The organism is Bacillus sp. 0102A (genome assembly GCF_036765155.1).
Lineage (GTDB): Bacteria > Bacillota > Bacilli > Bacillales > Bacillaceae > Bacillus > Bacillus subtilis_G.
The window spans coordinates 32,579-54,882 of sequence record NZ_JBAIZW010000006.1 but is presented as its reverse complement, the minus strand read 5'-3'; the positions used below and the strand labels follow the sequence as shown (position 1 = coordinate 54,882).

The following is a 22,304-nucleotide window of genomic DNA, read 5'->3' as shown; positions in this document are numbered from 1 at the left end:
CTTTATCGCTCTTTAGCAAAAAAGTATATCTTTTATCACATCTATATTTGCTGGTACGATAGAAAATTCATTTTGAGTAATGCCTGTTACCAGCCAAGTATGACGGCTGCCAGGCAATACGAAAGCCATGTCGGCCACTTCCGGCGAGTTGTCTTTGTCATAAACAAGACGCATCAGTGTATCCATTTTCCCTTTACGCAAAGCCAGATCATTTACAAATCGGGTAACGTCCTCTTGGTGGTCATGTTTCTCAAGGAATTCCTTGAGGTATGAGGGGTTGTCTGAAGCGCCCTCCAAGAGTTTTTCAAATTCATTTGATGTCAATCTCAGAAGCGAATCTCTCTTATCCTCTGTCTCTATTATATGTAAAAATTCATCTGTCTTCGTAAGCAGCCCTTCATTTGATTCTAGTTTTGTAATGCTGTGTACTTGCTCATCAAAAAGGAGTTCGTGAGAGTAGGTGCCGAATTTTGATACATGACAGGAAACATTCTGTTCTGTGCCCTGCCCGTCAAATTTAGAGAGCTTCACTGTATAGTCAGCATCGTTCAATACATGGATAAACGGACAATACTCGTCCTTTAGCCGATATTGATGATTCCGATATTCAGCCGCATCCTTGGCTAAGAGTGAACGGCACGCGGCTTCAAACAAAGCGCCGAGCTGTTCATCCTCTATCTCCGGGAAATAGGCTTGCTTCAAGGCCATGCCTTGTTCAAAAAATCCTTCGCTGTAAAAACAAAATAAAAGCTCTTCTATGCTGATTGTAAACTGCTTCATTGATTATTCTCCTATCCAAATGAAAATTTCCCTTTAAGGAAATGGGTTGCGCCGTGTATGAGCGAATCCGCTGTTTTCTTTGCTTTTTCCATTCCTTTTTTCGCGCTATCTATTCCTTTATGTATCGTTTTATTCGCCTCATCTATGCCGTCATTCACTGATTTGACGACTTTGCCGGCTGATTCCAGCCCTTTCTTGGCTGTATCAACGACAGCGTGAATTGGTTCTTTCAGCTTTATCGCCGCTTTTTCAGCAAAACCTGATGTGAACTTTGCGATTTTTTCTCCAACAAAACCTCCTACCGCCGAACCGATAGTACCTCCGACTACTGTACCAACAGGGCCTAACACACTTCCAACAGCACCGCCGACGACAGCGCCCGCCGTTGCCCCTCCTGCGATGAAAATGGTGTTATTCACAGCATTCCCGACAGCCTTGGCGTTTTCACGCTTGAGAACGTCCGGTTTGTCTTGGTATTTCGCGTAATTTTCAGCAATTTTCAAGCCTGCTCCGAACGTTTCAGTCGCTCCGGTGATCAGTGTGGCGGTAATGGCATTTCCTTTTGCGAATTTCAAGCCTGTTTTTCCGACATCCTTCAAAGTCGAGCGTACGCCGGCTTCATTAAGAAATCCTCTTGTGTAGCTTCTGACACTGTTTGAAAAATCCACCGTATCCTGAGGGAAGTACTTTGTAAACTTTTTATGTACCAAATCTGAAAATGGCCGGTTTGTCTTTTTAAACAAATATTTAGGGTTCAAAAGCACTCTGGCCGCTTTTTGATAACGTGACCTGTCAACGGCTCCGGAAATATCCAAGAGAAGCTTGGAATGACGGGCGGTATGTAAGCCACTTGGCTGTTTTTCGAATTTCGTAAGCCCGAGCCCGTAGTATTTTCCCTGCGTCAGCATAAGAGCGGTTAAGCTTGTCATTGTCCCATATTTGTCATAAGCATGATAAAGCTTTCGTAACATATCATCCTGTTCAACAAATTTATCGCCCGTTTTCCTGATGAAAATGTCATTGTCACTCAGCTTGGTGACAAGCGCTTTTCCTGAACTCCACGCATCGCCGACTCCGGAAAAACAGCTGCTGTAGCGGGGATCGCATTGCAAAATCATCTGCCCCAGCTCCACATGCAGGTCCTTATATTTGTTTTCCATATCGGTTAATTCAGTGACAACATCATTTGCCAGCTGTTCGAGCTTATCCGGATCAACTGCAATGTTACCTGACACACTGTTCACCCCCTGAGTTTATGTCTTTCCTCTCTGGCTTTACGTTCCATTTCTTCCATTCTGGCAATCTCTGCTTTTCGTTCTTCTATTTTGACGGCGGCTGCTTTAAGTTCTTGGCTTGTTTCAAGCAGTTCCAGTTCGAATTGATCGTAGGCCGCTTTCGTTTCCTCGAAATCCTGGTCGAACGAATCTCTTGCTTTCCCCTGCCAAGCATCCCCTAATGCAGATAACCGGGATTCAAGGAGCATTTTGGAACTTCTGACCTCTTCCGCGGCCGCACTGTACTTGTTTGCCAGCTCAATGACTTTATATGAGTCCAACTTTTGTCCCCTGCCTTTCCTAAATTAACGCACAAATGGATGTTTTCTATAAATGATTATAAATAATTCGGCATGTATCCGAATCGTACAAAAGAACCTTTTCATAAGAAATGGAAGGGTGTATATTCACTTAAATTTCACAGTTGGTGAGACTTTAAGATTACAAAAAAGGTAAAAAAACCAAATCTCTCAGACGCAAGGTAAATGAGAAATTTCCCGCCCTATGAGAAAAAACACTAAAGTTGATTAAATGACCTAAGTGCGCCAAACGTGTTACGGGACGGGCTCTCCCATGGTATAAATAAAAATGTAAACGTTATCAAGGAGGTCGCCATATGAAGAAAAAATCATTCTCAATCGTAATAGCGGGCGGAGGAAGCACTTTCACTCCAGGGATCGTTCTAATGCTCTTAGATCATTTGGAGGAGTTTCCGATCAGAAAGCTCAAGCTGTATGATAATGATAAGGAAAGACAGGATCGCATTGCGGGCGCCTGTGATGTTTTTATTAGAGAAAAAGCGCCGGACATTGAATTTACAGCGACGACTGACCCGGAAGAAGCTTTTACAGATGTCGATTTTGTCATGGCGCACATTAGGGTAGGGAAATACGCGATGCGTGCGCTCGATGAGCAAATTCCGCTGAAGTACGGAGTTGTCGGCCAGGAGACGTGCGGGCCGGGCGGTATCGCATACGGCATGCGTTCGATCGGCGGCGTGCTTGAAATATTAGATTACATGGAAACATACTCGCCTGATGCATGGATGCTTAATTACTCCAACCCGGCTGCGATTGTAGCCGAAGCTACGAGACGCCTCAGACCGAATTCTAAAATTCTTAATATCTGTGATATGCCGGTCGGAATCGAAGATCGGATGGCGCACATTCTCGGCCTGTCCTCAAGAAAAGACATGAAGGTCCGCTATTACGGTTTAAATCATTTTGGCTGGTGGACATCGATTCATGATCAAGAGGGTAACGATTTAATGCCGAAGCTGAAGGAGCATGTATCTCAATACGGGTATATTCCGAAGACGGAGGCCGAAGCTGTAGAGGCGAGCTGGAATGATACGTTCGCCAAAGCGCGTGACGTACAGGCCGCAGATCCTGACACACTGCCGAATACGTATTTGCAATATTATTTGTTCCCGGATGATATGGTGAAAAAATCAAATCCGAATCATACGCGGGCAAACGAAGTGATGGAAGGGCGCGAAGCCTTTATTTTCAGTCAATGTGACATGATCACACGCGAGCAGTCCTCGGAAAACAGCGAAATCAAAATAGATGATCACGCATCATATATCGTTGATCTGGCCCGGGCAATTGCCTACAACACAGGTGAAAGAATGCTGTTGATCGTTGAAAACAACGGCGCGATTGCGAACTTTGACCCGACTGCGATGGTCGAGGTGCCATGTATCGTCGGCTCTAATGGGCCTGAACCGATCACCGTCGGCACCATTCCGCAATTCCAAAAGGGGATGATGGAGCAACAGGTATCCGTTGAAAAACTGACGGTTGAAGCGTGGGCAGAGAAATCGTTCCAAAAGCTCTGGCAAGCGCTGATTCTGTCAAAAACAGTGCCGAACGCGCGTGTGGCAAGGCTCATTCTCGAGGATTTAATAGAGGCCAACAAAGACTATTGGCCACAGCTTGATCAAAGCCCAACCCGCATTTCATAACTGAAATTCCCCCATTTTCGAATCTGTAATTGTATATAATAGAAAGAAAATGGGGGAATCTGATATGCAGCTTGAAGAACTGATTAATCAGCACTATAACAAATTAAATGACAACGATTTTCATATTTTAAAATATATCTTGAATCACAAGCACACGTGCTATCACCTTGGAATCGACGCGCTGGCCAAAGCCTGCAGTGTATCGCGTTCCTCGATTTTGCGGCTTGCCCAAAAGCTCGGTTTCAGCGGCTACAGTGAATTTCGCGTCTTTTTAAAGTGGGAAGATCAGCCGGAAGAAGGCGAGAATATGAGTTTTCAAAAGCTGCTTGATGATATGGAAGCAAACCTGAAGTTCTTAAGGACAAAGGATATGACGGACATGTGCCAGCTGATTGATGAAGCTGACCGCATTTTCGTTTATGGATCAGGAAATGCGCAAAAAATCTGCGCCCGTGATCTGCAAAGAATGTTTATTCCGCGCCATCGGTATCTCATTTTGATTGAAGACAGAAATGAATTCAATCTGATGCGCGACGATTTTAAAGTAAATGATCTGTTTATTATCATTTCGCTTTCCGGGGAAACACCGGAGCTGATTCCTCAAGCAAGAATGCTTTCTGCAAAGGGTATACCCTTTATTTCCATTACGAATTTAAAAAACAATGTCCTCGCCCAGCTGACTCCGCATAATCTTTATGCGACAAGTAAACCTGTGACATTGAGCGATAAAACGGAAATTGTCGCTTTTGCACCTTTTTTTCTCGTTGGCGAAGCATTGTTCCGCGCATATGTTGATTACAAAGAGGCAGAAAAAAATGACATTGAGTAACAGGGGGTTTCTGGTATGATGCAAAAAATTCAGCGCTTTGGAAGCGCGATGTTTGTGCCTGTTCTATTATTCGCGTTCGCCGGCATCATCGTCGGGGTTAGTACGCTATTTAAAAATCAAACCCTCATGGGCCCGCTCGCCGATCCAGACGGGTTGTGGTATCAGTGCTGGTATATCATTGAGCAGGGCGGCTGGACAGTATTTAATCAAATGCCGCTCTTATTCGCCATCGGAATCCCGGTTGCTTTGGCGAAGAACGCTCAGGCTCGCGCTTGTTTGGAAGCGCTTACGGTTTACTTGACGTTCAATTACTTTGTGAGCTCGATCTTGACAGTATGGGGAGGCGCATTTGGCGTCGACATGAACCAAGAGGTCGGCGGAACGAGTGGGTTAACGATGATAGCGGGCATCAAAACGCTTGATACCAACATTATCGGGGCCATCTTTATTTCTTCGATTGTCGTCTATTTGCATAATCGTTATTTCGATAAAAAACTGCCCGATTTTCTCGGCATCTTTCAAGGCTCAACGTATATTGTGATGATTTCCTTCTTCATTATGATCCCGATTGCCTTGGCCGTGTCTTATATTTGGCCGATGGTTCAGACGGGAATCGGCTCGCTTCAAAGCTTCCTGGTTGCTTCGGGGGCGGTGGGCGTTTGGATTTATACGTTTTTGGAACGGATTTTGATTCCGACCGGGCTTCATCACTTTATTTACACGCCGTTTATTTACGGGCCTGCTGTAGCGGAAGGCGGGATCGTCACGTATTGGGCACAGCATCTCGGTGAATATTCGCAAAGTGCCAAATCGCTGAAGGAGCTTTTCCCGCAAGGCGGCTTCGCGCTCCACGGCAACTCGAAAATTTTCGGCATTCCGGGGATCGCCCTGGCGTTTTATGCCACAGCCAGCAAGGAAAAGAAAAAACTCGTCGCAGGACTGCTGATTCCTGTCACGCTGACGGCGATTGTCGCCGGTATTACAGAGCCGATTGAGTTCACTTTCTTATTCATTTCTCCTTTCTTATTTGCGGTTCACGCCGTGCTTGCGGCATCAATGTCGACCGTCATGTATTTGGCTGGTGTCGTCGGAAACATGGGAGGCGGGCTGATCGAAGCGGCCACCTTGAACTGGATTCCGCTCTTTGGCAGCCACGGCATGACGTATGTGTATCAAATTTTGATCGGACTCTCTTTTACAGCTATTTATTTTTTCGTCTTCCGATTTTTAATCCTCAAATTCAATATCGCCACACCAGGACGGGAAAAGGATGACCAGCAGGAAACAAAGCTGTATTCGAAAAAGGAATACAGAGAAAGAAAAAACAAGGATGAAACGGCCGCCGCTGCTGAAACGGCAGATGACACCGCTTTTCTGTATGTTGAAGCGCTGGGCGGAAAAGACAACATCACAGAAGTCACAAACTGCGCCACCCGCCTCAGAGTCAGCGTCAAGGATGAAACAAAGGTTGAATCTGACAGCGTATTTCGCGCGCTTGGCGCACACGGGGTCGTCAGGAATGGGAAAGCGTTTCAGGTGATTATCGGATTGAGCGTTCCGCAGATGCGGGAGCGTGTGGAAAAAATATTGAATCAATAAAGCCAGCCCTCCTTTTCGGGAGGGTTTTCGTTTGCCGTCAAAAAGACCATCATAGTAAAGTAAAGAAAGAGACAATCGAGTAAAAAGGGGTTTGGAGGCTTTTACATGCAAAAGGCTTTATCGTTTTTAAAACCACATTCATTCCTGGTGGGAATTGCCCTGGTTCTCATGCTGACGGAGCTTGCGGTTGAACTGGTGCAGCCTCTATTGATCGCAAAAATCATCGACGATGGGATATTGAAGCAAGATCTCCGGCATGTGTGGACATGGGGCACGGTCATGATTGGACTGACCGTGTTATCATTTGCGGCGGGAATGCTGAATTCCTTTTATGCCGCCCATGTCAGCCAAAGCTTTTCCTATGATACGAGAAAAGGGCTTTTTCAAAAAATCCAGTCCTTCTCCTATTCGACATTTGGACAGTTTTCGTCCTCTTCTTATATCACAAGGCTGACAAACGATGTCACACAGGTTCAGAATATGATTTTTATGAGTTTGCGGTTTATGCTGCGGGCTCCGTTAATGATTGCAGGCGGCATTGTGCTGTCGCTGGCCGTTAATGTGAAACTCGGCTTTTTTCTGCTTGTGACCATTCCGATCTTGATCTTGTTTTTGCTATGGGTATTAAAGAAAGGCGGGGCGCTGTTCCGCTCAGTGCAGAAACGGCTGGATCAGGTGAACACCGTCATGCAGGAAAACTTAACCGCAATCAAGCTGATCAAAGCGTTGCTTCGCGGCAGCCACGAGGTCAAAAGATTTATCAAAGCCAACACAAGGCTGATGGAAAAAACAGTTTCAGCCTTTCAGCTTGTGGAATTCACGATGCCTGTGCTGATGCTGCTGATGAACCTCTGCATTCTTTTGATTTTGTGGGCAGGGGCCCACAGTATCACGAGCGGAAGCACTCAGGTCGGTGATGTTGTCGCGATTATTAACTACGCAACACGAATTACGGGCGCGCTTTCGATGTTTCCGTTTTTGATTATGATTTTCACCCGGGCTAAAGCTTCTGGGGATAGAATCGGCGAGGTGCTTGAAACGGAGGGCGATGAAGGAGAGGAAGGGATCATATCTGATCGTTTGTCGGGACGGATTGCGTTTCAGCATGTATCCTTCCGTTATCCTGACATGGACAGAGAAGCGCTGCGAGATGTCTCATTTACCGCGAAGCCGAGGGAAACGATCGCGCTTCTCGGTGCGACGGGAGCGGGCAAATCCACGCTCTTTCAGCTCATTCCGCGGCTTTATCAGCCCGATTCAGGCAGCATTTACATAGATGAGAAGCCGATTCGTGATGTTCCGGCAGAGGGTCTTCGCAAGCAAATTGGATATGTACCGCAGGAAGTGCTCCTGTTTTCCGGCACAATCAAAGAAAATATCGCTTGGGGCAAAGAAAATGCTTCACTTGATGAAATAATGGAAGCGGCCAAACATGCGCAGATTCATGAAACGATTATGAAGCTCCCGAATGGATATGACACTGTATTGGGACAAAGAGGCGTCAACCTGTCCGGCGGCCAGAAGCAGCGGATTTCCATTGCGCGGGCGCTGATCCGAAAGCCGGCCATCCTTCTTTTAGATGACAGCACCAGTGCACTCGACCTGCAAACGGAGGCGAAGCTGCTTGAGGCGATCAGCACCTATGAGTGCACAACTTTGATCATTACGCAAAAAATGACCACGGCGATGAAAGCTGATAAGATTTTGCTGCTTGAGGATGGCGAACTGATTGAAAAAGGCACGCACAGTAAGCTGCTTTCTGAATCTCAGTTATACAAGCGCATTTACGAGTCGCAATTCGGAAGGGAGGGGAGTGAGTCATGCTAAAAGGCATCCGCAAACCTTTCCAATATCCCAAACTGCCAATCGACAAAAAAGAAAGCGCGAAAAAGCGGACGAAAGCAAAGGATGCAAAAGGAACACTGAAGCGAATCTGGTTTTACTTGGCTGAACGAAAAGGACTGCTCATCCTTGTCATGCTAATGGTTGTCATCAGCGCGATATTCGGGCTCCTCGGCCCCTTTGTGATCGGAAAGGCCATCGACCATTTTATCGTCGGGCGAACGGTCAACGGACTGATTCCCGTTTTGCTTCTTTTGCTCGTCATTTATGTGATTCAGTCTCTGTCGCTCTGGTTTCAGAACTATTGGATGATTACGATTTCGCAAGGCACTGTTTTCAGAATGAGAAGCGAGTTGTTTACCCATCTGCATGAGCTGCCGATTCCGTTTTTTGATAAACAGCGGCACGGCGAGCTGATGAGCCGGGTGACAAATGACATCGAAAATGTCAGCTCGACCTTAAACACGTCAGTCATTCAAATATTGTCAAGCGTCATCACCTTTGCCGGGACGGTTGCGGTCATGCTGTACTTGAGCCCGCTCCTTACAGTGATTACCCTGACCATCATTCCGGTGATGGCTGTGAGCCTAAAATGGATCACCAACCGGACGGGAAAGCTGTTTAAAGAACAGCAGAAAAACCTTGGTGAGCTGAATGGATATATTGAGGAATCCGTTTCCGGCGCAAAGGTCATCAAAGCCTATTCGCGTGAAAAGCAAATCACAGCCGAATTTCTCGAAAAAAACGCCGCGCTCAAGACGTCGGGCTTCTGGGCACAGACGATTTCCGGGTTTATCCCGAAAGTCATGAACTCTTTGAATAACCTAAGCTTTACGTTGATTGCCGCAATCGGCGGTCTGTTCGCGCTGAAAGGCTGGATCTCGATCGGCTCCATCGTCGTCTTTGCCGAGTATTCAAGACAATTCACGCGCCCTTTAAACGATCTGGCGAACCAGTTTAATACGATGCTGTCCGCCATTGCCGGTGCTGAACGGGTGTTTGACGTGCTTGACGAAAAAGAGGAGCGCGATGATGAAAAGAACGCCATGCATCAGCCGATCCAAACAGGCAGTATTGAATTCCAAAACGTGTCTTTCGCTTACGATGAAGGGCAGCAGACACTGAAGCATTTACAGTTTACCGTGCCTGCCGGACAGTCCATCGCGTTTGTCGGCCCGACGGGAGCGGGGAAAACAACCGTCACAAATCTTCTCGCCCGTTTTTACGAACCTAATGAGGGAAGGATTTTAATCGACGGTACAGATATTAAAACGCTCACTAGGGCAAGCTTGCGGAAAAACATGGGGTTTGTCCTACAGGATTCGTTCTTGTTTCAGGGAACGATCAGGGAAAATATTCGCTATGGCAGGCTCGATGCTTCTGATCAGGAAGTCGAAGCTGCTGCAAAAACAGCGAACGCCCACAGCTTTATTGAAAGGCTGCCAAAAGGGTATGACACAGTGCTGACGCAAAACGGATCAGGCATCAGCCAAGGACAGAAACAATTGATTTCGATAGCCAGGGCGGTGCTTGCCGATCCGGTTCTTCTTATCTTGGATGAAGCGACAAGCAACATTGATACCGTCACAGAAGTCAACATTCAAGAGGCGCTTGCCCGTTTAATGGAGGGAAGAACAAGCGTCATCATTGCCCACAGGCTGAACACCATTCAAAGAGCGGACCAAATTGTAGTGCTAAAAGACGGCGAAATGATTGAAAAAGGCAGTCATGACGAGCTGCTGCGGCAAAAAGGATTTTACAGTGACTTATATGAAAGCCAATTTGAGAAATAGACCTTTGTCCTGCACAAAGGTCTTTTTTGTTACAGTTTTATAGTTCTTTTATTTCATTTTTGTAAAATGTAACGAAATTACTTGACGTAAATAAGTTATGTATATATACTAACTTACATTAAGTAACTGATAACATTTATCAAGGAGGATAAAATGAATAAATCATTTGAAATTGGCACATTACTTTTAAGAGTTATGACAGGTATTATCTTTTTTGTTCACGGTTTATCAAAGTTTCAGGGAATGGAGGGCACCATCCAATTTTTCGGCAGCATAGGCCTTCCAAGCTTTATGGCGTATGTCATCGCAGCAATTGAACTCGTTGGCGGCGTGCTCGTCTTCTTCGGATTGGCTACACGTATTGTCGGTGTTCTGTTTGCTCTCACGCTCATCGGAGCCATCATCACAGTCAAGCTGAAAGCGCCTTTCATGGGCAATGCAGAATTTGATTACCTTCTGCTTTTGACATCCATCCACCTGGCGCTTACAGGAAGCCGTTTCTTGGCACTGGATCCATTTGTGTTTAAAGGAAAAAAGAGCGAAAACGTAGCAGCATAAGAAAAGAGGCATTCAGCATGACCAGCATTCATGATGATACAAATATTGGCTATGTCAAACTCACAATCCGCAGTCTGGAGCGTTCTCTTCAGTTCTACTGTAACGTCATTGGCTTTCAAGTCTTACAAAAGACGGATCGGCAAGCTGAATTAACGGCTGATGGAAAACGCGTACTGCTTATTCTTGAAGAAAATCCGAGCGCCGTCGTCTTGCCTGAACGGTCTGTGACGGGCCTATATCACTTTGCGATTCTTCTTCCGAACAGAAAGGAACTTGGTATCGCGCTTGCCCGGCTGATTGATTATGGCATTGCGATCGGACATGGAGATCATGCAGTCAGCGAAGCACTCTACCTGTCTGATCCTGATGGAAACGGCATTGAAATGTACGCTGACCGCCCCCGCAGCACGTGGCAGCGTGATCGTGAAGGAAACTACGTCATGACGACAATCGCTGTTGACATCGAGGGTCTTTTGGAAGAGACCGGAGATGAGCGGAAAACAAGGCTTCCAAACGGTACCGCCATCGGACACATTCATCTGCATGTCAGTGATTTGGACGAAGCCAAAACGTTTTATACAGATGTACTGGGCTTTGACATTGTCGGAAACTATGCGGGCATGTCCGCTCTCTTCGTTTCAGCCGGAGGCTACCACCATCATATCGGCTTAAACATTTGGGCGGGAAGAAACGCGCCGCCTAAACCGACAAATGCCAGTGGATTAGACGATTACACTGTTGTCCTGCCTCATCAAGAGGAACTGGATCGAGTGGCAGACCGAGTCAAACATGCCGGATATTCGATCGAAGAAACGGAAAACAGCTTCCGTGTGAAAGATCCTGTTTCCGGCGTCCATATTATGTTTGTTAGTTAACTGTAATCTCCTTGCCGAAAAAATGGCAGGGGGATTTTTTGATTTCCAGAAACTCCTGTCAAAAATGATCTGAGGCAGGTATGATAAGAAGGGAATTGGGTAACGGGAGTGATGAGCGTGAAGGCTCTGTTTTTTACGAGAATGTTTACCTTGATGGTGAGCTGTTTGATGTATCTGTCCATTGTGAAAGAGAATAACTGGTTTGAATATGCATTTATAGCAATAGGTGCTGCTGTGTATGCAGCCAATCATTTTTTACAGAAGCCAGAGACAAATGCCGTTTGGTTTTGTTTAATTGATATCGCGGTCGGCTTTTCGTTCGGATTTATCTTTCCCGGCACGGGTTTATTCATTATCATGCTCTGTCCGGTTGCAGTCGCCTTTTTTCTGTGCGGGTTTCATAAAAGAATCGCTTGGTCTGTCTTATGTCTATGCTCTATTTTGTTTTTGATCGTCCTCATCCGTACATATTTGATGTTCGGTAATGAATCTGTCATCGATCATTTGTCGAGCATGACATTCGTCGTCTTCTGCGGAGTCGTCGGCAAATTAATCCGCAAGCTGCTGGATGCGCAGGAAACGGCAAAACAGCAGTTTCAGGAATTGACGGAATCCCATCTGGCGCTGTCTGCTGCGCACCAGGAGCTGCATTTATATGCGAAGCAGGTTGAAGAACTGACGGCCATTTACGAGCGGAACAGAATGGCAAGGGAAATCCATGATATAGTGGGGCATAAAATGACGGCGCTTCTCGTCCAGCTGCAGCTTCTGCGTGAATGGCAAAAAAGAGACGGCCATAAAGCGGAGGAGACAGTCAGTGTATGTGAAACACTTGCCCGTGAAGCGCTTGATGATGTCCGCTTATCAGTGCGGACCCTGCAAACGGAAAATGCTCCATCGGTCATCGATTCACTAAAACAGCTGACAGAAGACTTTTACAAAAATGTGGGCGTCACAACCGAATTTGCGGTCAGCGGCGATCCTGCGATGATCCCGCTGTCTCTTCATCCGACTCTGGTCAGGACGGTGCAGGAAGCATTGACCAATGCCAAACGGCACGGCGGCGCTACAGCCTGTTCGATCCAGCTTGCCTGCACAACGGACAATATCAGTCTTGTCATTAAGGATGACGGAAAAGGAAATCCCGAGGCGGCACTCGGCTTTGGCCTTTTGAATATGAAAAAACGGGCAGCGGAGCATGGCGGAATGATCCGCTTTGAGAGCGAACGAGATCAAGGGTTTACTGTAATCGCCGAATTTTCACTGGCTAATAAAAAATGGAGCTTCGGGCCCGCGCAGCAAAAGGAGAATTTATCATGATTAAGATCATCATTACCGACGATCAGGATATCGTCAGAGAAGGGCTGGCATCACTGCTTCAGCTCAGAGAAGAGCTTGATGTGATCGCAACAGCGCGAAACGGGCAGGAAGCCTTCGAAAAGGCGAAAGAATTTGAGCCGGATATTGTGTTAATGGACATCCGAATGCCGGTGTCCAACGGAGTTGAAGGGACAAAACTGATTACAAGCTCGCTGCCCGGCGTAAAGGTTTTGATGCTGACAACCTTCAAGGATTCAGAGCTGATTGCGGAAGCGCTTGAAGAAGGAGCGAGCGGGTACCTGCTGAAGGACATGTCAGCCGATACGATTGTCAAAGCGGTGATGACGGTTCAATCTGGCGGAATGGTGCTTCCCCCGGAACTGACTGCCCAGATGCTGAATGAATGGAAGCGCGAAAAACAGCTGAAAGGAATAAACGAGACAGATAAACCTAAGGAGCTGCTCGACCTGACTGAGCGCGAATTGGAAGTTCTGGCTGAGCTGGGGTACGGGTTGAATAACAAAGAAATTGCCGAAAAGCTGTACATTACAGAAGGCACAGTGAAAAATCACGTGTCGAACATTATCAGCAAGCTGTCTGTCAGAGACAGAACCCAGGCCGCTATCTATTCGGTCAGACATGGTGTATCTGACTTTTGACATATGACATTCAGCATATGCGTTTCTCTGAAAAGGCTTGTTAAAGGCCTTTTTTTCATGCTTTACATTCTATCTGCCGCCACATGCCGCACGTCTTTCTTTTTTCTACAATGACAATGGGATTACAAAAGGAGTGAAACGACGTGCTGCAAGCAGAAAACATCAAAAAGGCATATGGAAAAAAAATAATCGTGAAAGGCATTTCTTTTTCCTTGCAAAAAGGGGAGTCGTTCGGGCTGCTCGGACCAAACGGCGCGGGGAAGTCCACAACCATCTCGATGATTTCCGGCCTCGTGCCGCATGATAGCGGGAATATCACAGTGGACGGCCATGTCATCGGAAAAGAAACGTCCAAAGCGAAACAAAAAATCGGCGTTGTGCCGCAGGAAATTGCTTTATATCCGACGCTGACGGCTCATGAGAATCTGATGTTTTGGGGGAAAATGTACGGACTGACGCATGGCGAGGCAAAAAAAAGATCAGCAGAGGTTCTTAAATATGTCGGCCTGACTGAGCGGGCCAAAGATAAAATTGAAACATTCTCAGGTGGAATGAAGCGGAGAATCAACATCGGTGCCGCTTTAATGCACAAGCCTGAGCTGCTGATCATGGATGAACCGACTGTCGGCATCGACCCTCAATCGAGAAATCATATTTTAGAAACGGTGAAACAGCTCAATGAAACGGGCATGACGGTGATCTATACGAGTCATTACATGGAAGAGGTCGAGTATTTATGCGACCGGATCGGCATTATTGATCAGGGAGAAATGATTGCGATCGGCACAAAAAGCGATTTGTGCAGCCGCCTTGGAGGCGATACCATCATTCAGCTCACGGTCAGCGGAATTGATGAAGCGTTTCTTATGGCAATCCGTTCACTGGCTCATGTGAATGATGTGACCGTACACGAGTCAGAGCTCAAAATTGACATTTCTGCGGCTCATCATGAGAAAGTCGTCACCAGTCTGCTTGCGGAGGCCGCTGCCCATCATACAAACCTGCTGTCTCTTCAGGTGCAGGAACCGAATCTGGAGCGCCTGTTTCTTAATCTGACCGGCCGCACGTTGCGGGATTAGGAGGGACGGCTATGAAAAAAAGCATGTGGATCGCATGGAAAGATGTCAAAATCAGAATCACGGACAAAAAAGGGTTTATGATGCTGATCTTAATGCCGCTGATCCTGACCTGTATTTTAGGGGCGGCGCTCGGATCGCTTGTTGACGGAGGCAGCCAGATTGACGGCATCAAAGTCGGCTATGTGCAGTCAGACCAGTCAGATGCAGCGAACATGTTTAAAACAGATGTGCTCAAAAAAATGAAATCGCTAAAGGTCACACAAGCCAGCAACGAAGATGAGATGAAGCACCTGCTCGATGAAAAGAAAATCGATGTTGGCATCGTCATCCCGAAACATTGGGAAGCCGGCAAAACATCAGCTTTTGTTTATGCTCATCCTGATGAAACATTAAAAAGTTCCATCATCGAAACAGCCGCCGCGTCGTTCATAGACCAATATAAAACGGTAAAAGAAGCTGCGTCAGCTTCAATGGACTATGTCAGCAAAACAGCAGCTGTCAAACAAGGGAAACTTGATCCTTCACATTTTGCGGACAACCTAGTCAAGGTGCTTGAAAAAGAAACGGGTAACAAGCTTACTATGAAAGAACAATCAATCGGCAGCAAGGCTGTTACCAGTTTTCAATACTATTCGGCGGCCATGCTTTGCATGTTTATGCTGTTTCATATGACAGTCGGGGCGAAATCATTTTTACAAGAAAAGGATACGGAAACGCTTGCCAGAATGATGATGACGCCTGCACAAACATACGCCATTCTCTTCGGAAAATGGCTCGGAACCTATCTGTTTGCCATCATACAATTTTTCATATTTCTGATTGTCACGATCAATGTATTTGGTGTGTACTGGGGCGGCAATCTGCTGTTTGTGAGTGTACTGGGGCTTTCTTATGCTGCGGCTGTATCCGGCATTTCAATGCTGCTTGCGTCCTGCATCAGCGACATGAAATCGGCCGATGCGATAGGCGGCTTCGGCATTCAATTGCTTGCGGTTCTTGGCGGGTCCATGCTGCCGCTGTACCAATTTCCGGACTTCTTGCAGTCTGTATCCAAAGCGGTGCCGAATCGATGGGCGCTTGACGGCTTTCTTTCTTTAATGGAAGGGGGAGGCTGGGATGACCTTCAAATGCCTGTGCTTCTTTTTGCGGCGATCGGCCTTTGTTCACTCGCGCTTGGCATCAGACGGCTTCATACAAGATAAGGAGGTAACCAAGTGAAAAAAATCTTAGCCATTTGCGGCATTGAGCTTTCTCTCATTTTTAAGAAGCGGCAGAACTATTTGATGATGTTCGCTGCTCCGCTTTTGCTGACCTTTGTATTTGGAGGGATGCTCGGCGGCAATGACGACAAGCTACGGCTTGCGGTGATTGATCAGGATGACACGATTCTCTCGCAGCATTATATTCGGCAGCTGAAGGCACACGATGATATGTATGCATTTGAAACCATGTCCGATAGCAAAGCGTCAGAAAAGCTGAAACAAAAGAAAATTGCCGGGATCATCACCATTTCCCGCTCGTTCCAGGCACAGCTGGAAAAAGGAAAACATCCTGAGCTGATCTTCCGCCACGGCCCGGAACTGTTGGAAGCGCCGATGGCCAAACAATATGCGGAAAGCACATTGGCAAAACTCAATATTCAGGTTACCGCGGCGAAAACGTCAGCTCAGGCAGCGGGGGAGAACTGGAAGGCGGCGTATAAGACAGTTATCGCCAAAGATCATGAAGATGCGGCACCAGCCGTAAAACGAAAGACGCTTAGCGATGAAAAAGAGGGTGCGGGCGGAAGTGACACAGCCTCCAGAGCAGCCGGCTTTTCCATTCTGTTTGTCATGCTGACCATGATGGGGGCAGCGGGAACCATCTTAGAAGCAAGAAAAAACGGCGTCTGGTCCAGATTGCTTACAGCCTCTGTCAGCCGAGCTGAAATCGGTGCGGGGTATGTGCTGTCCTTCTTCGTCATTGGCTGGATTCAATTTGGCATCTTGCTGCTCGCAACCCATTGGCTGTTTGGCATCAACTGGGGCAATCCGGCTGCAGTTATTGTGTTAGTATCGCTTTTTCTGCTGACCGTTGTCGCCATCGGGTTGGCCATTGCGGCCAATGTCAGAACGCCGGAACAGCAGCTTGCGTTCGGCAACTTGTTCGTCATCGCAACGTGTATGGTAAGCGGAATGTATTGGCCGATAGACATTGAACCGAAATTGATGCAGTCCGTTGCTGAATTTCTTCCGCAAAAGTGGGCGATGAGCGGATTGACTGAGATTATCGCTAACGGTGCACACGTCACAGATATTCTCGGGATCTGCGGCATCTTGCTTGCTTTTGCAGCAATTATCTTCACAGCAGGGCTGAAAGCGCTCTGCGCCTAAAAAACATCTGCCTTCGGGGCAGATGTTTTTTTAGGATCATTTTGCTTTTTCTGTAAGCTTCAGTCTCTGTTCCAAATGTTGTTTCACGGACGGCCAGTCACTGTCGATAATGCTGTAAAACACTGAATTACGGAATGTTCCGTCTTTTCTGATCATTTGGTTTCGCAATATGCCTTCTTTGACTGCTCCCAGCCGTTCAATCGCCTTTTGCGATCTGATATTCCGCTCATCTGTTTTAAACTGCACCCGAATCGTGTTGAGCTGTTCAAAGCAGTACTGTAACAGCAAATATTTGCATTCAGTGTTGACCGAGGTGCCCCACACTGAAGGGTGCAGCCATGTCCAGCCGATCTCAAGGCTCCTTGCAGCGGATGACATATGCAGAAATCGCGTCGTGCCGACGATTTTGCCAGTCTCACAATGAATCATCACGAATGGAAATTCCGCTCCGGATTCTTTCGTTTTCAGCGCCTCCTCAACAAAAGCCTCCATATCATGCAGCGTTGTAATCGTTTTCGGTAAATGGGCCCAGATGGTTTCATCATTTGCAGCTTCATATAAACCTTGAATATGGCTTTTGTCCATCGGCACCACCCGGATCAGTTCTCCTGTTAATTCACGCAATGTCACATTCATCGTTCGTCCCCCCACATAAAGTATGGGAGCAGCCTGAAGGCTGCTCCCGCTAATCCTCATCTATCATCGCTAAAATCGATTCCAGCCAAGAAACGTAATTTTTCTCTCGCTCCAGCGCTTTCGTCAGCACGAGATAGTGGCCGAAGTCCGGTGAAGTAAATGATATCGGATCCGCTGAAACCATAAGCTTTTCATAGCTTTCCTGCAAATCAGACAGCTTGGCTTTGCGTTTTCGCAGCTGGTCTGTGAACAAATCAGAAGCCTCCTGCCGCGATAGGGAAGAAATGAAATAAGCCTTCAGCATAAATTCATCCTTCACCGTCTCCGGTATCGGCTGATGGCGGATCAGCCACTCATGCAGCTCCTGCTTTCCGCTGTCTGTCAGGGTGTACATCTTTTTCTCCAGCTTCGTGCCTTGAATCGTTGTGCGGAACGTGATAAACCCTTCATCCGTCAGCTTTTTGAGCTCAGGATAAATCTGGCTGTGCTTGGCGCTCCAAAATTGGCCGAGCTCCTCTTTAAAATAACTCGTAATATCATAGCCGCTCAATTCGCCTTTTCGCAAAAGCCCTAATATGGCGTATTTCAATACTCTCATGCTATCCTCCGTGTCTATGGCTGTTTCACAAAAATAGATGAGCCAGCGCTCACCTGTGATCCTAACTGCCTATTCCCCTTATTATAGAAAAGGGAGGAAGGGAACACAACCCGGTCTGCTTGTATAATAAAGATAACAGGTAATATGAAATTCATCTCCCTCAATCATATCAAAAGGCTATGCTTAAATTTGTTTTTTCTGAAAAAATATTAACAATATTGATTCTTTATATATAATAGGTAATTGGTGGTACAAACATTTTAAGGGGGAATGAACGTGAAAAAAATACTTTTTGCATCCGCTATCTGTTTATCGCTGATTCTATCTGTTCTAGCCGCTCCGCCGTCAAGCGCAAAAGCTGAATCAGTGCATAATCCTGTTGTTCTTGTTCATGGAATAAGCGGTGCCTCATACAACTTTTTTGCTATTAAAAACTACTTAATTTCTCAAGGCTGGCAAAGCAACAAACTGTATGCTATTGATTTTTATGATAAAACAGGCAACAACCTAAATAACGGTCCGCAGCTCGCTTCATATATTGACCGTGTTTTAAAAGAGACGGGAGCCAAAAAAGTAGATATTGTGGCTCATAGTATGGGAGGCGCAAACACGCTGTACTATATTAAATATTTAGGCGGGGGCAATAAGATTCAAAATGTCGTAACGCTTGGAGGGGCTAATGGTTTAGTGTCATCTGTTGCGCTGCCAGGTACAGATCCTAATCAAAAAATTGTCTATACATCTATCTACAGCCTAAATGATCAAATCGTAATCAATAGCTTGTCTCGATTACAAGGAGCGAGAAACATCCAGCTTTATGGCATCGGCCATATTGGCTTGCTTTCGAATAGCCAAGTGAACGGCTATATCAAAGAAGGGCTGAATGGCGGAGGCCTCAATACAAATTAATATCAATCTAAAAAACCTGCCGTCTCCGTGACAGCAGGTTTTTGGATTCTCTAAGCAATTTCGTCTGAGAAAGATACACCAAAAAGCATACGCCAATTTATGACATCAGCCACTTTTTCAAATAGAGCAGACATGTTAAGGTACAACCAACGATTTCTAAAAATTTGAAATAAAAGGAGCGCTGTTATGCAAATTAAAGAAATTTTTATGATCCGTTGCATTTCGTGCTTATGTGTTGTCCTGCTCCATATCATTTCAATGGTCCTGATGCTCCAGGCAGAAGCTCTCGCAAATATTTCTCACACTATAGATTCTTTCCGCACACTCCTGATGTTCAGCACGCCTGCTTTCATTTTCATCTCTGAATTTTTGCTGGCCCGTTCTTATCCTGACGGGGTGCCGGACGGTTTTTTAAAGAAGCGGGGAAAAGTGATTTTCGTTCCTTTTTTATTTATCGCGTCTATTGATGCACTGTTGATGACCAGTGCGATGGGAGGAGAGGTGACCTTTCTCGCGTTTGTGCAAAAATACCTGGCGAACGTATTGTTAGGAAACTTTATCGGATACTTTATTCTCGTTATCTTTCAATTTTACATTCTGCATATAATTTTTCACGAGTATTTGAAAAAAGCATCGCCGAAATGGGTGCTGTCCATCTCATTTGTCGTGACAGCCGCTTATTTAAGCTATTTCTCAGCAGTCAGCCCGGCTCCTGCTTCTGAAGAGGGAGGGGCGTTTCCGTTCTTCTGGGTTCCGTTCACAGGCTGGCTTTTCTACTTTTGTCTGGCCTACTATTGCGGAAAAGAGTACAAGCGCTTTTTAGCGCTGCTGAACCAATACCGCTGGGTGATATACGGCGCCGCGCTAGCTTCTGCTGCGCTGGTTGTCACTGTTTCCTATGGCGGAGAAACCGGCATGATCAGTTCGAAACGGCCTGATATCATGCTGTATTCGACTAGCATGATTTTCCTGTGCTTTCACTTGTTTTCTAACATGAAGCATGTGCCGAAAATCGTGATGTTTATCAGCAACTATTCCTTTTCGATTTATCTGCTTCATGCTTATTTTATGATCATAGGCTACGTTTTGCTTTTAAATATGCCCGGGATTCCCGCCGTACCTGCTGTTCTTCTGTTGTTTGCCGTGTGCACAGCCGGCCCGATCCTGACCTCATGGGCATTGAATAAATTCAAATACGGTTATTTATTTGTGGGAAAGGTCTATCAGCCAAAACAGAAAAAAGTAACAGTAGAAGTGGGTGATCACGCAGGGTGAAAACAAGCGGCAGGAGAGAGGCTCCTGCCACATTTCTTTATTTCTCATCTACTTGCAGTACCGTTTTTAAATACAGTTTTGCAGATTCAGCAAGTCCAGATACATCAGCCTTTTCTTCATCGAAATATAGCGCGTTCTGGATGATGCCGTCATTCATATTGAGGAAAAATTTCGCGATCGTCGAGAGAGGCTGCAGAGGCTGAAATTCCCCCTGATCGATTCCTTTTTGCAATAGCTTTGAAAACCTTGCCACAAAAAGATCATACCGCTTTTCCAAATACTTCCGCCGTTCTTCATTGCGCCAAGCCGTCACTAAATATTCAAACTGCACCGGCGCCAGTGTATCCGCTGCATCACGCAGGCCTTCAGCCAGTTCATCCAAATAGCTGGAGATGGCGGCCCAAACACTTCGGTGTTCAGCTGAGTCATCAAGCTTTCGGAGCCCTTCATCTAGCCCTGCTTCAATGATTCGCCGAAACATCTCCTCGGTGCTTGAAAAATAAAGATAGACACCGCCTCGGCTGAAACCTGACTCTTCCACAACGTCCTTCATTGTCGTTAATTCGAATCCTTTTCGTTTAAAAACCGTTTTGGCAGCCTCTAAAATCTCTGCCTGCCGTTTATCCTTGTGCTCCTTTGTTACTTTCGGTGACAAGATATCGCCTGCTTTCTGCAACTTTTTTACCTACAAGTGTAATCAACCCGACCATGATCAGCAAGCAGCCACAGACAAGAAAAGCAAGTGATACACCGATCCATTCCGCCAGCACGCCCCCGCCCGCCATGCCGAGGATGGAGGCGAGGGTCGTCGCGCTCTGAATGGCGCCAAACACCCTGCCGCTGTAATCGACAGGCACTGTTGTTTGCACGAGAATTTGAAATGGAATATGGACAAGACCGAAAGCCGCTCCCATGATGAAAAAAGCGAAAATAAAAAGAGCAATGCCGGCAATTCCCATTCCGCTCAGAAATGGCACGCCTCCAGTTGCTAGTCCAAGCAGAAAGGTCCCAGCTGAGAAATAAAGAAAATAAGAAGTGATTCGCCGTCTGCCGGCAATTGCCGCCGTAAGGAGCATGCCGGCTCCGCTGACGGCCATGCACCAGCCTGCAAGCTCAGGCGGAGCGCCTGAAAAAGAACGGATAAGAATGATAGCCTGGGAATCACCAATCTGCAAAACAAAGAGAACGACGCAAGCTGTGAGTAAGCCTGTTAAAAGAAGCGGCATCCGTTTCAAATACTGAAGGCCTTCTTTGATAGAAGCAAGTGCTGATGTTTTTTCTTGAGGTGTATTGGCTTTTTGTAAAAAAGCATCTTTGGGGAGGAAAAACAAAATGACAGCGGAAAGAAGAAAGGCGCAGGCGTTGATATAGAAAACAGAATGTATAGAGACAGCAGCGATCAGCATGCCGCCAAGGGCAGGGCCGAAGATTTTTGCGCTGTTATCAATGATGCTGCTGACGGAAACGGCCTGCTGAATGCGCGCTTCTGGAGCCAATTCCTTAAGCTTCCCGTTTTTAGCAGGTGAAAAAAGTGAAGAAAAACAGCTCTGGAGGCTTAGCAATACGTAAAGCTGCCAAAGCTCACTGACATAAACGCAGCTGATAACGGTGAGGGCACGGCCGATTTCAGATAGAAACATGATCGTTTTTCTGTCAAAGCGGTCGGCAAGCAAACCCGATACCGGACCGAGTACAATGACAGGCAAAGCGAAGGACATCATCAAAAATGACATATCTAACGGTGAAGCGTGAAGCTGAAAAGCAGCTAATGTTAGCACGGCCAAAATGTGAAGCCAGTCTCCAAGTGAAGAAATGGTTTGCGAGGCTAACAGTGTTATCAGTCCTTTTTGATTGCGAAACAACGGTTTTTCCATGATTCATCCTCCTGATCATTAAAATGACACTTGTGTCGTTTTTATTGTATGGGAAAAAGACACAAT

At 46.3% G+C, this 22,304-nt stretch carries 21 protein-coding genes; 14 read left to right on the top strand and 7 right to left on the bottom strand.

Annotated features, from left to right (window positions below; genetic code table 11):
• Positions 1-12: 12 nt before the first annotated feature.
• From V6D41_RS14515 to V6D41_RS14505, 3 genes are read right to left on the bottom strand one after another with little or no spacing between them, the layout of a single operon-like run.
• Positions 13-780 (bottom strand): hypothetical protein, encoded by a 768-nt coding sequence (locus V6D41_RS14515; RefSeq protein WP_333518675.1) that lies wholly within the window; start codon positions 778-780, stop codon positions 13-15.
• 11 nt (positions 781-791) lie between these two features.
• On the bottom strand, positions 792-2,015 hold the full coding sequence (locus V6D41_RS14510; RefSeq protein ID WP_333518674.1) for a hypothetical protein: 1,224 nt from the start codon (positions 2,013-2,015) through the stop codon (positions 792-794).
• Positions 2,016-2,020: 5 nt separating this feature from the next.
• Positions 2,021-2,335, bottom strand: coding sequence for a WXG100 family type VII secretion target (locus V6D41_RS14505; protein WP_087992581.1), 315 nt, complete (start codon positions 2,333-2,335; stop codon positions 2,021-2,023).
• A gap of 335 nt (positions 2,336-2,670) precedes the next feature.
• On the opposite strand from V6D41_RS14505, the gene glvA reads away from it, so the two are divergent.
• The 12 genes from glvA (at position 2,671) to V6D41_RS14445 (ending at position 16,946) form a co-directional block, all read left to right on the top strand.
• Entirely contained in the window at positions 2,671-4,020 is a 1,350-nt protein-coding gene (gene glvA, locus V6D41_RS14500; RefSeq protein ID WP_333518673.1) for a maltose-6'-phosphate glucosidase, read from the top strand.
• A 64-nt stretch (positions 4,021-4,084) separates the two neighbouring features.
• Complete coding sequence (gene glvR, locus V6D41_RS14495) at positions 4,085-4,849, top strand: MurR/RpiR family transcriptional regulator GlvR (RefSeq protein WP_333518672.1); 765 nt, start codon at positions 4,085-4,087, stop codon at positions 4,847-4,849.
• A 15-nt stretch (positions 4,850-4,864) separates the two neighbouring features.
• Positions 4,865-6,448: a PTS maltose transporter subunit IIBC gene (gene malP / locus V6D41_RS14490; RefSeq protein ID WP_333518671.1), complete on the top strand. Its 1,584-nt coding sequence runs from the start codon at positions 4,865-4,867 to the stop codon at positions 6,446-6,448.
• 105 nt (positions 6,449-6,553) lie between these two features.
• Positions 6,554-8,275, top strand: coding sequence for an ABC transporter ATP-binding protein (locus V6D41_RS14485; protein ID WP_333518670.1), 1,722 nt, complete (start codon positions 6,554-6,556; stop codon positions 8,273-8,275).
• Complete coding sequence (locus V6D41_RS14480) at positions 8,269-10,083, top strand: ABC transporter ATP-binding protein (RefSeq protein WP_333518669.1); 1,815 nt, start codon at positions 8,269-8,271, stop codon at positions 10,081-10,083. The genes V6D41_RS14485 and V6D41_RS14480 overlap by 7 nt, the downstream gene beginning before the upstream one ends.
• Before the next feature lie 153 nt (positions 10,084-10,236).
• The gene (catD, locus tag V6D41_RS14475) at positions 10,237-10,641 is read left to right on the top strand and encodes a DoxX family oxidoreductase CatD (RefSeq protein WP_333518668.1); all 405 of its coding nucleotides are present in this window, start codon (positions 10,237-10,239) and stop codon (positions 10,639-10,641) included.
• Between the two features lie 17 nt (positions 10,642-10,658).
• Positions 10,659-11,516, top strand: coding sequence for a VOC family protein (locus V6D41_RS14470; protein ID WP_333518667.1), 858 nt, complete (start codon positions 10,659-10,661; stop codon positions 11,514-11,516).
• A gap of 117 nt (positions 11,517-11,633) precedes the next feature.
• Complete coding sequence (locus tag V6D41_RS14465) at positions 11,634-12,836, top strand: sensor histidine kinase (protein ID WP_333518666.1); 1,203 nt, start codon at positions 11,634-11,636, stop codon at positions 12,834-12,836.
• The gene (gene lnrK, locus V6D41_RS14460; protein ID WP_333518665.1) at positions 12,833-13,495 is read left to right on the top strand and encodes a two-component system response regulator LnrK; all 663 of its coding nucleotides are present in this window, start codon (positions 12,833-12,835) and stop codon (positions 13,493-13,495) included. The genes V6D41_RS14465 and lnrK overlap by 4 nt, the downstream gene beginning before the upstream one ends.
• Positions 13,496-13,638: 143 nt before the next feature.
• Positions 13,639-14,574, top strand: a complete 936-nt coding sequence (lnrL, locus tag V6D41_RS14455) for a linearmycin resistance ATP-binding protein LnrL (protein ID WP_333518664.1) — start codon at positions 13,639-13,641, stop codon at positions 14,572-14,574.
• 11 nt (positions 14,575-14,585) lie between these two features.
• On the top strand, positions 14,586-15,776 hold the full coding sequence (locus V6D41_RS14450; RefSeq protein ID WP_333518663.1) for an ABC transporter permease: 1,191 nt from the start codon (positions 14,586-14,588) through the stop codon (positions 15,774-15,776).
• 12 nt (positions 15,777-15,788) lie between these two features.
• On the top strand, positions 15,789-16,946 hold the full coding sequence (locus V6D41_RS14445) for an ABC transporter permease (RefSeq protein WP_333518662.1): 1,158 nt from the start codon (positions 15,789-15,791) through the stop codon (positions 16,944-16,946).
• A 36-nt stretch (positions 16,947-16,982) separates the two neighbouring features.
• On the opposite strand, the gene V6D41_RS14440 is transcribed toward V6D41_RS14445, so the two are convergent.
• Together V6D41_RS14440 and V6D41_RS14435 are read right to left on the bottom strand one after the other, a co-directional pair.
• Positions 16,983-17,582, bottom strand: coding sequence for a GNAT family N-acetyltransferase (locus tag V6D41_RS14440; RefSeq protein ID WP_333518661.1), 600 nt, complete (start codon positions 17,580-17,582; stop codon positions 16,983-16,985).
• 49 nt (positions 17,583-17,631) lie between these two features.
• Positions 17,632-18,180: a PadR family transcriptional regulator gene (locus V6D41_RS14435; protein WP_148963648.1), complete on the bottom strand. Its 549-nt coding sequence runs from the start codon at positions 18,178-18,180 to the stop codon at positions 17,632-17,634.
• A gap of 276 nt (positions 18,181-18,456) precedes the next feature.
• On the opposite strand from V6D41_RS14435, the gene estB reads away from it, so the two are divergent.
• The gene (gene estB, locus V6D41_RS14430; protein WP_333518660.1) at positions 18,457-19,089 is read left to right on the top strand and encodes an esterase EstB; all 633 of its coding nucleotides are present in this window, start codon (positions 18,457-18,459) and stop codon (positions 19,087-19,089) included.
• 186 nt (positions 19,090-19,275) lie between these two features.
• The gene (locus V6D41_RS14425) at positions 19,276-20,364 is read left to right on the top strand and encodes an acyltransferase family protein (protein ID WP_333518659.1); all 1,089 of its coding nucleotides are present in this window, start codon (positions 19,276-19,278) and stop codon (positions 20,362-20,364) included.
• A gap of 37 nt (positions 20,365-20,401) precedes the next feature.
• On the opposite strand, the gene V6D41_RS14420 is transcribed toward V6D41_RS14425, so the two are convergent.
• Positions 20,402-21,019 carry a TetR family transcriptional regulator gene (locus V6D41_RS14420; protein ID WP_003239741.1) on the bottom strand — a complete coding sequence of 206 codons (618 nt, stop codon included), beginning with the start codon at positions 21,017-21,019 and terminating at the stop codon, positions 20,402-20,404.
• Positions 20,985-22,238: an MFS transporter gene (locus V6D41_RS14415; RefSeq protein ID WP_333518658.1), complete on the bottom strand. Its 1,254-nt coding sequence runs from the start codon at positions 22,236-22,238 to the stop codon at positions 20,985-20,987. The genes V6D41_RS14420 and V6D41_RS14415 overlap by 35 nt, the downstream gene beginning before the upstream one ends.
• Positions 22,239-22,304: the final 66 nt, after the last annotated feature.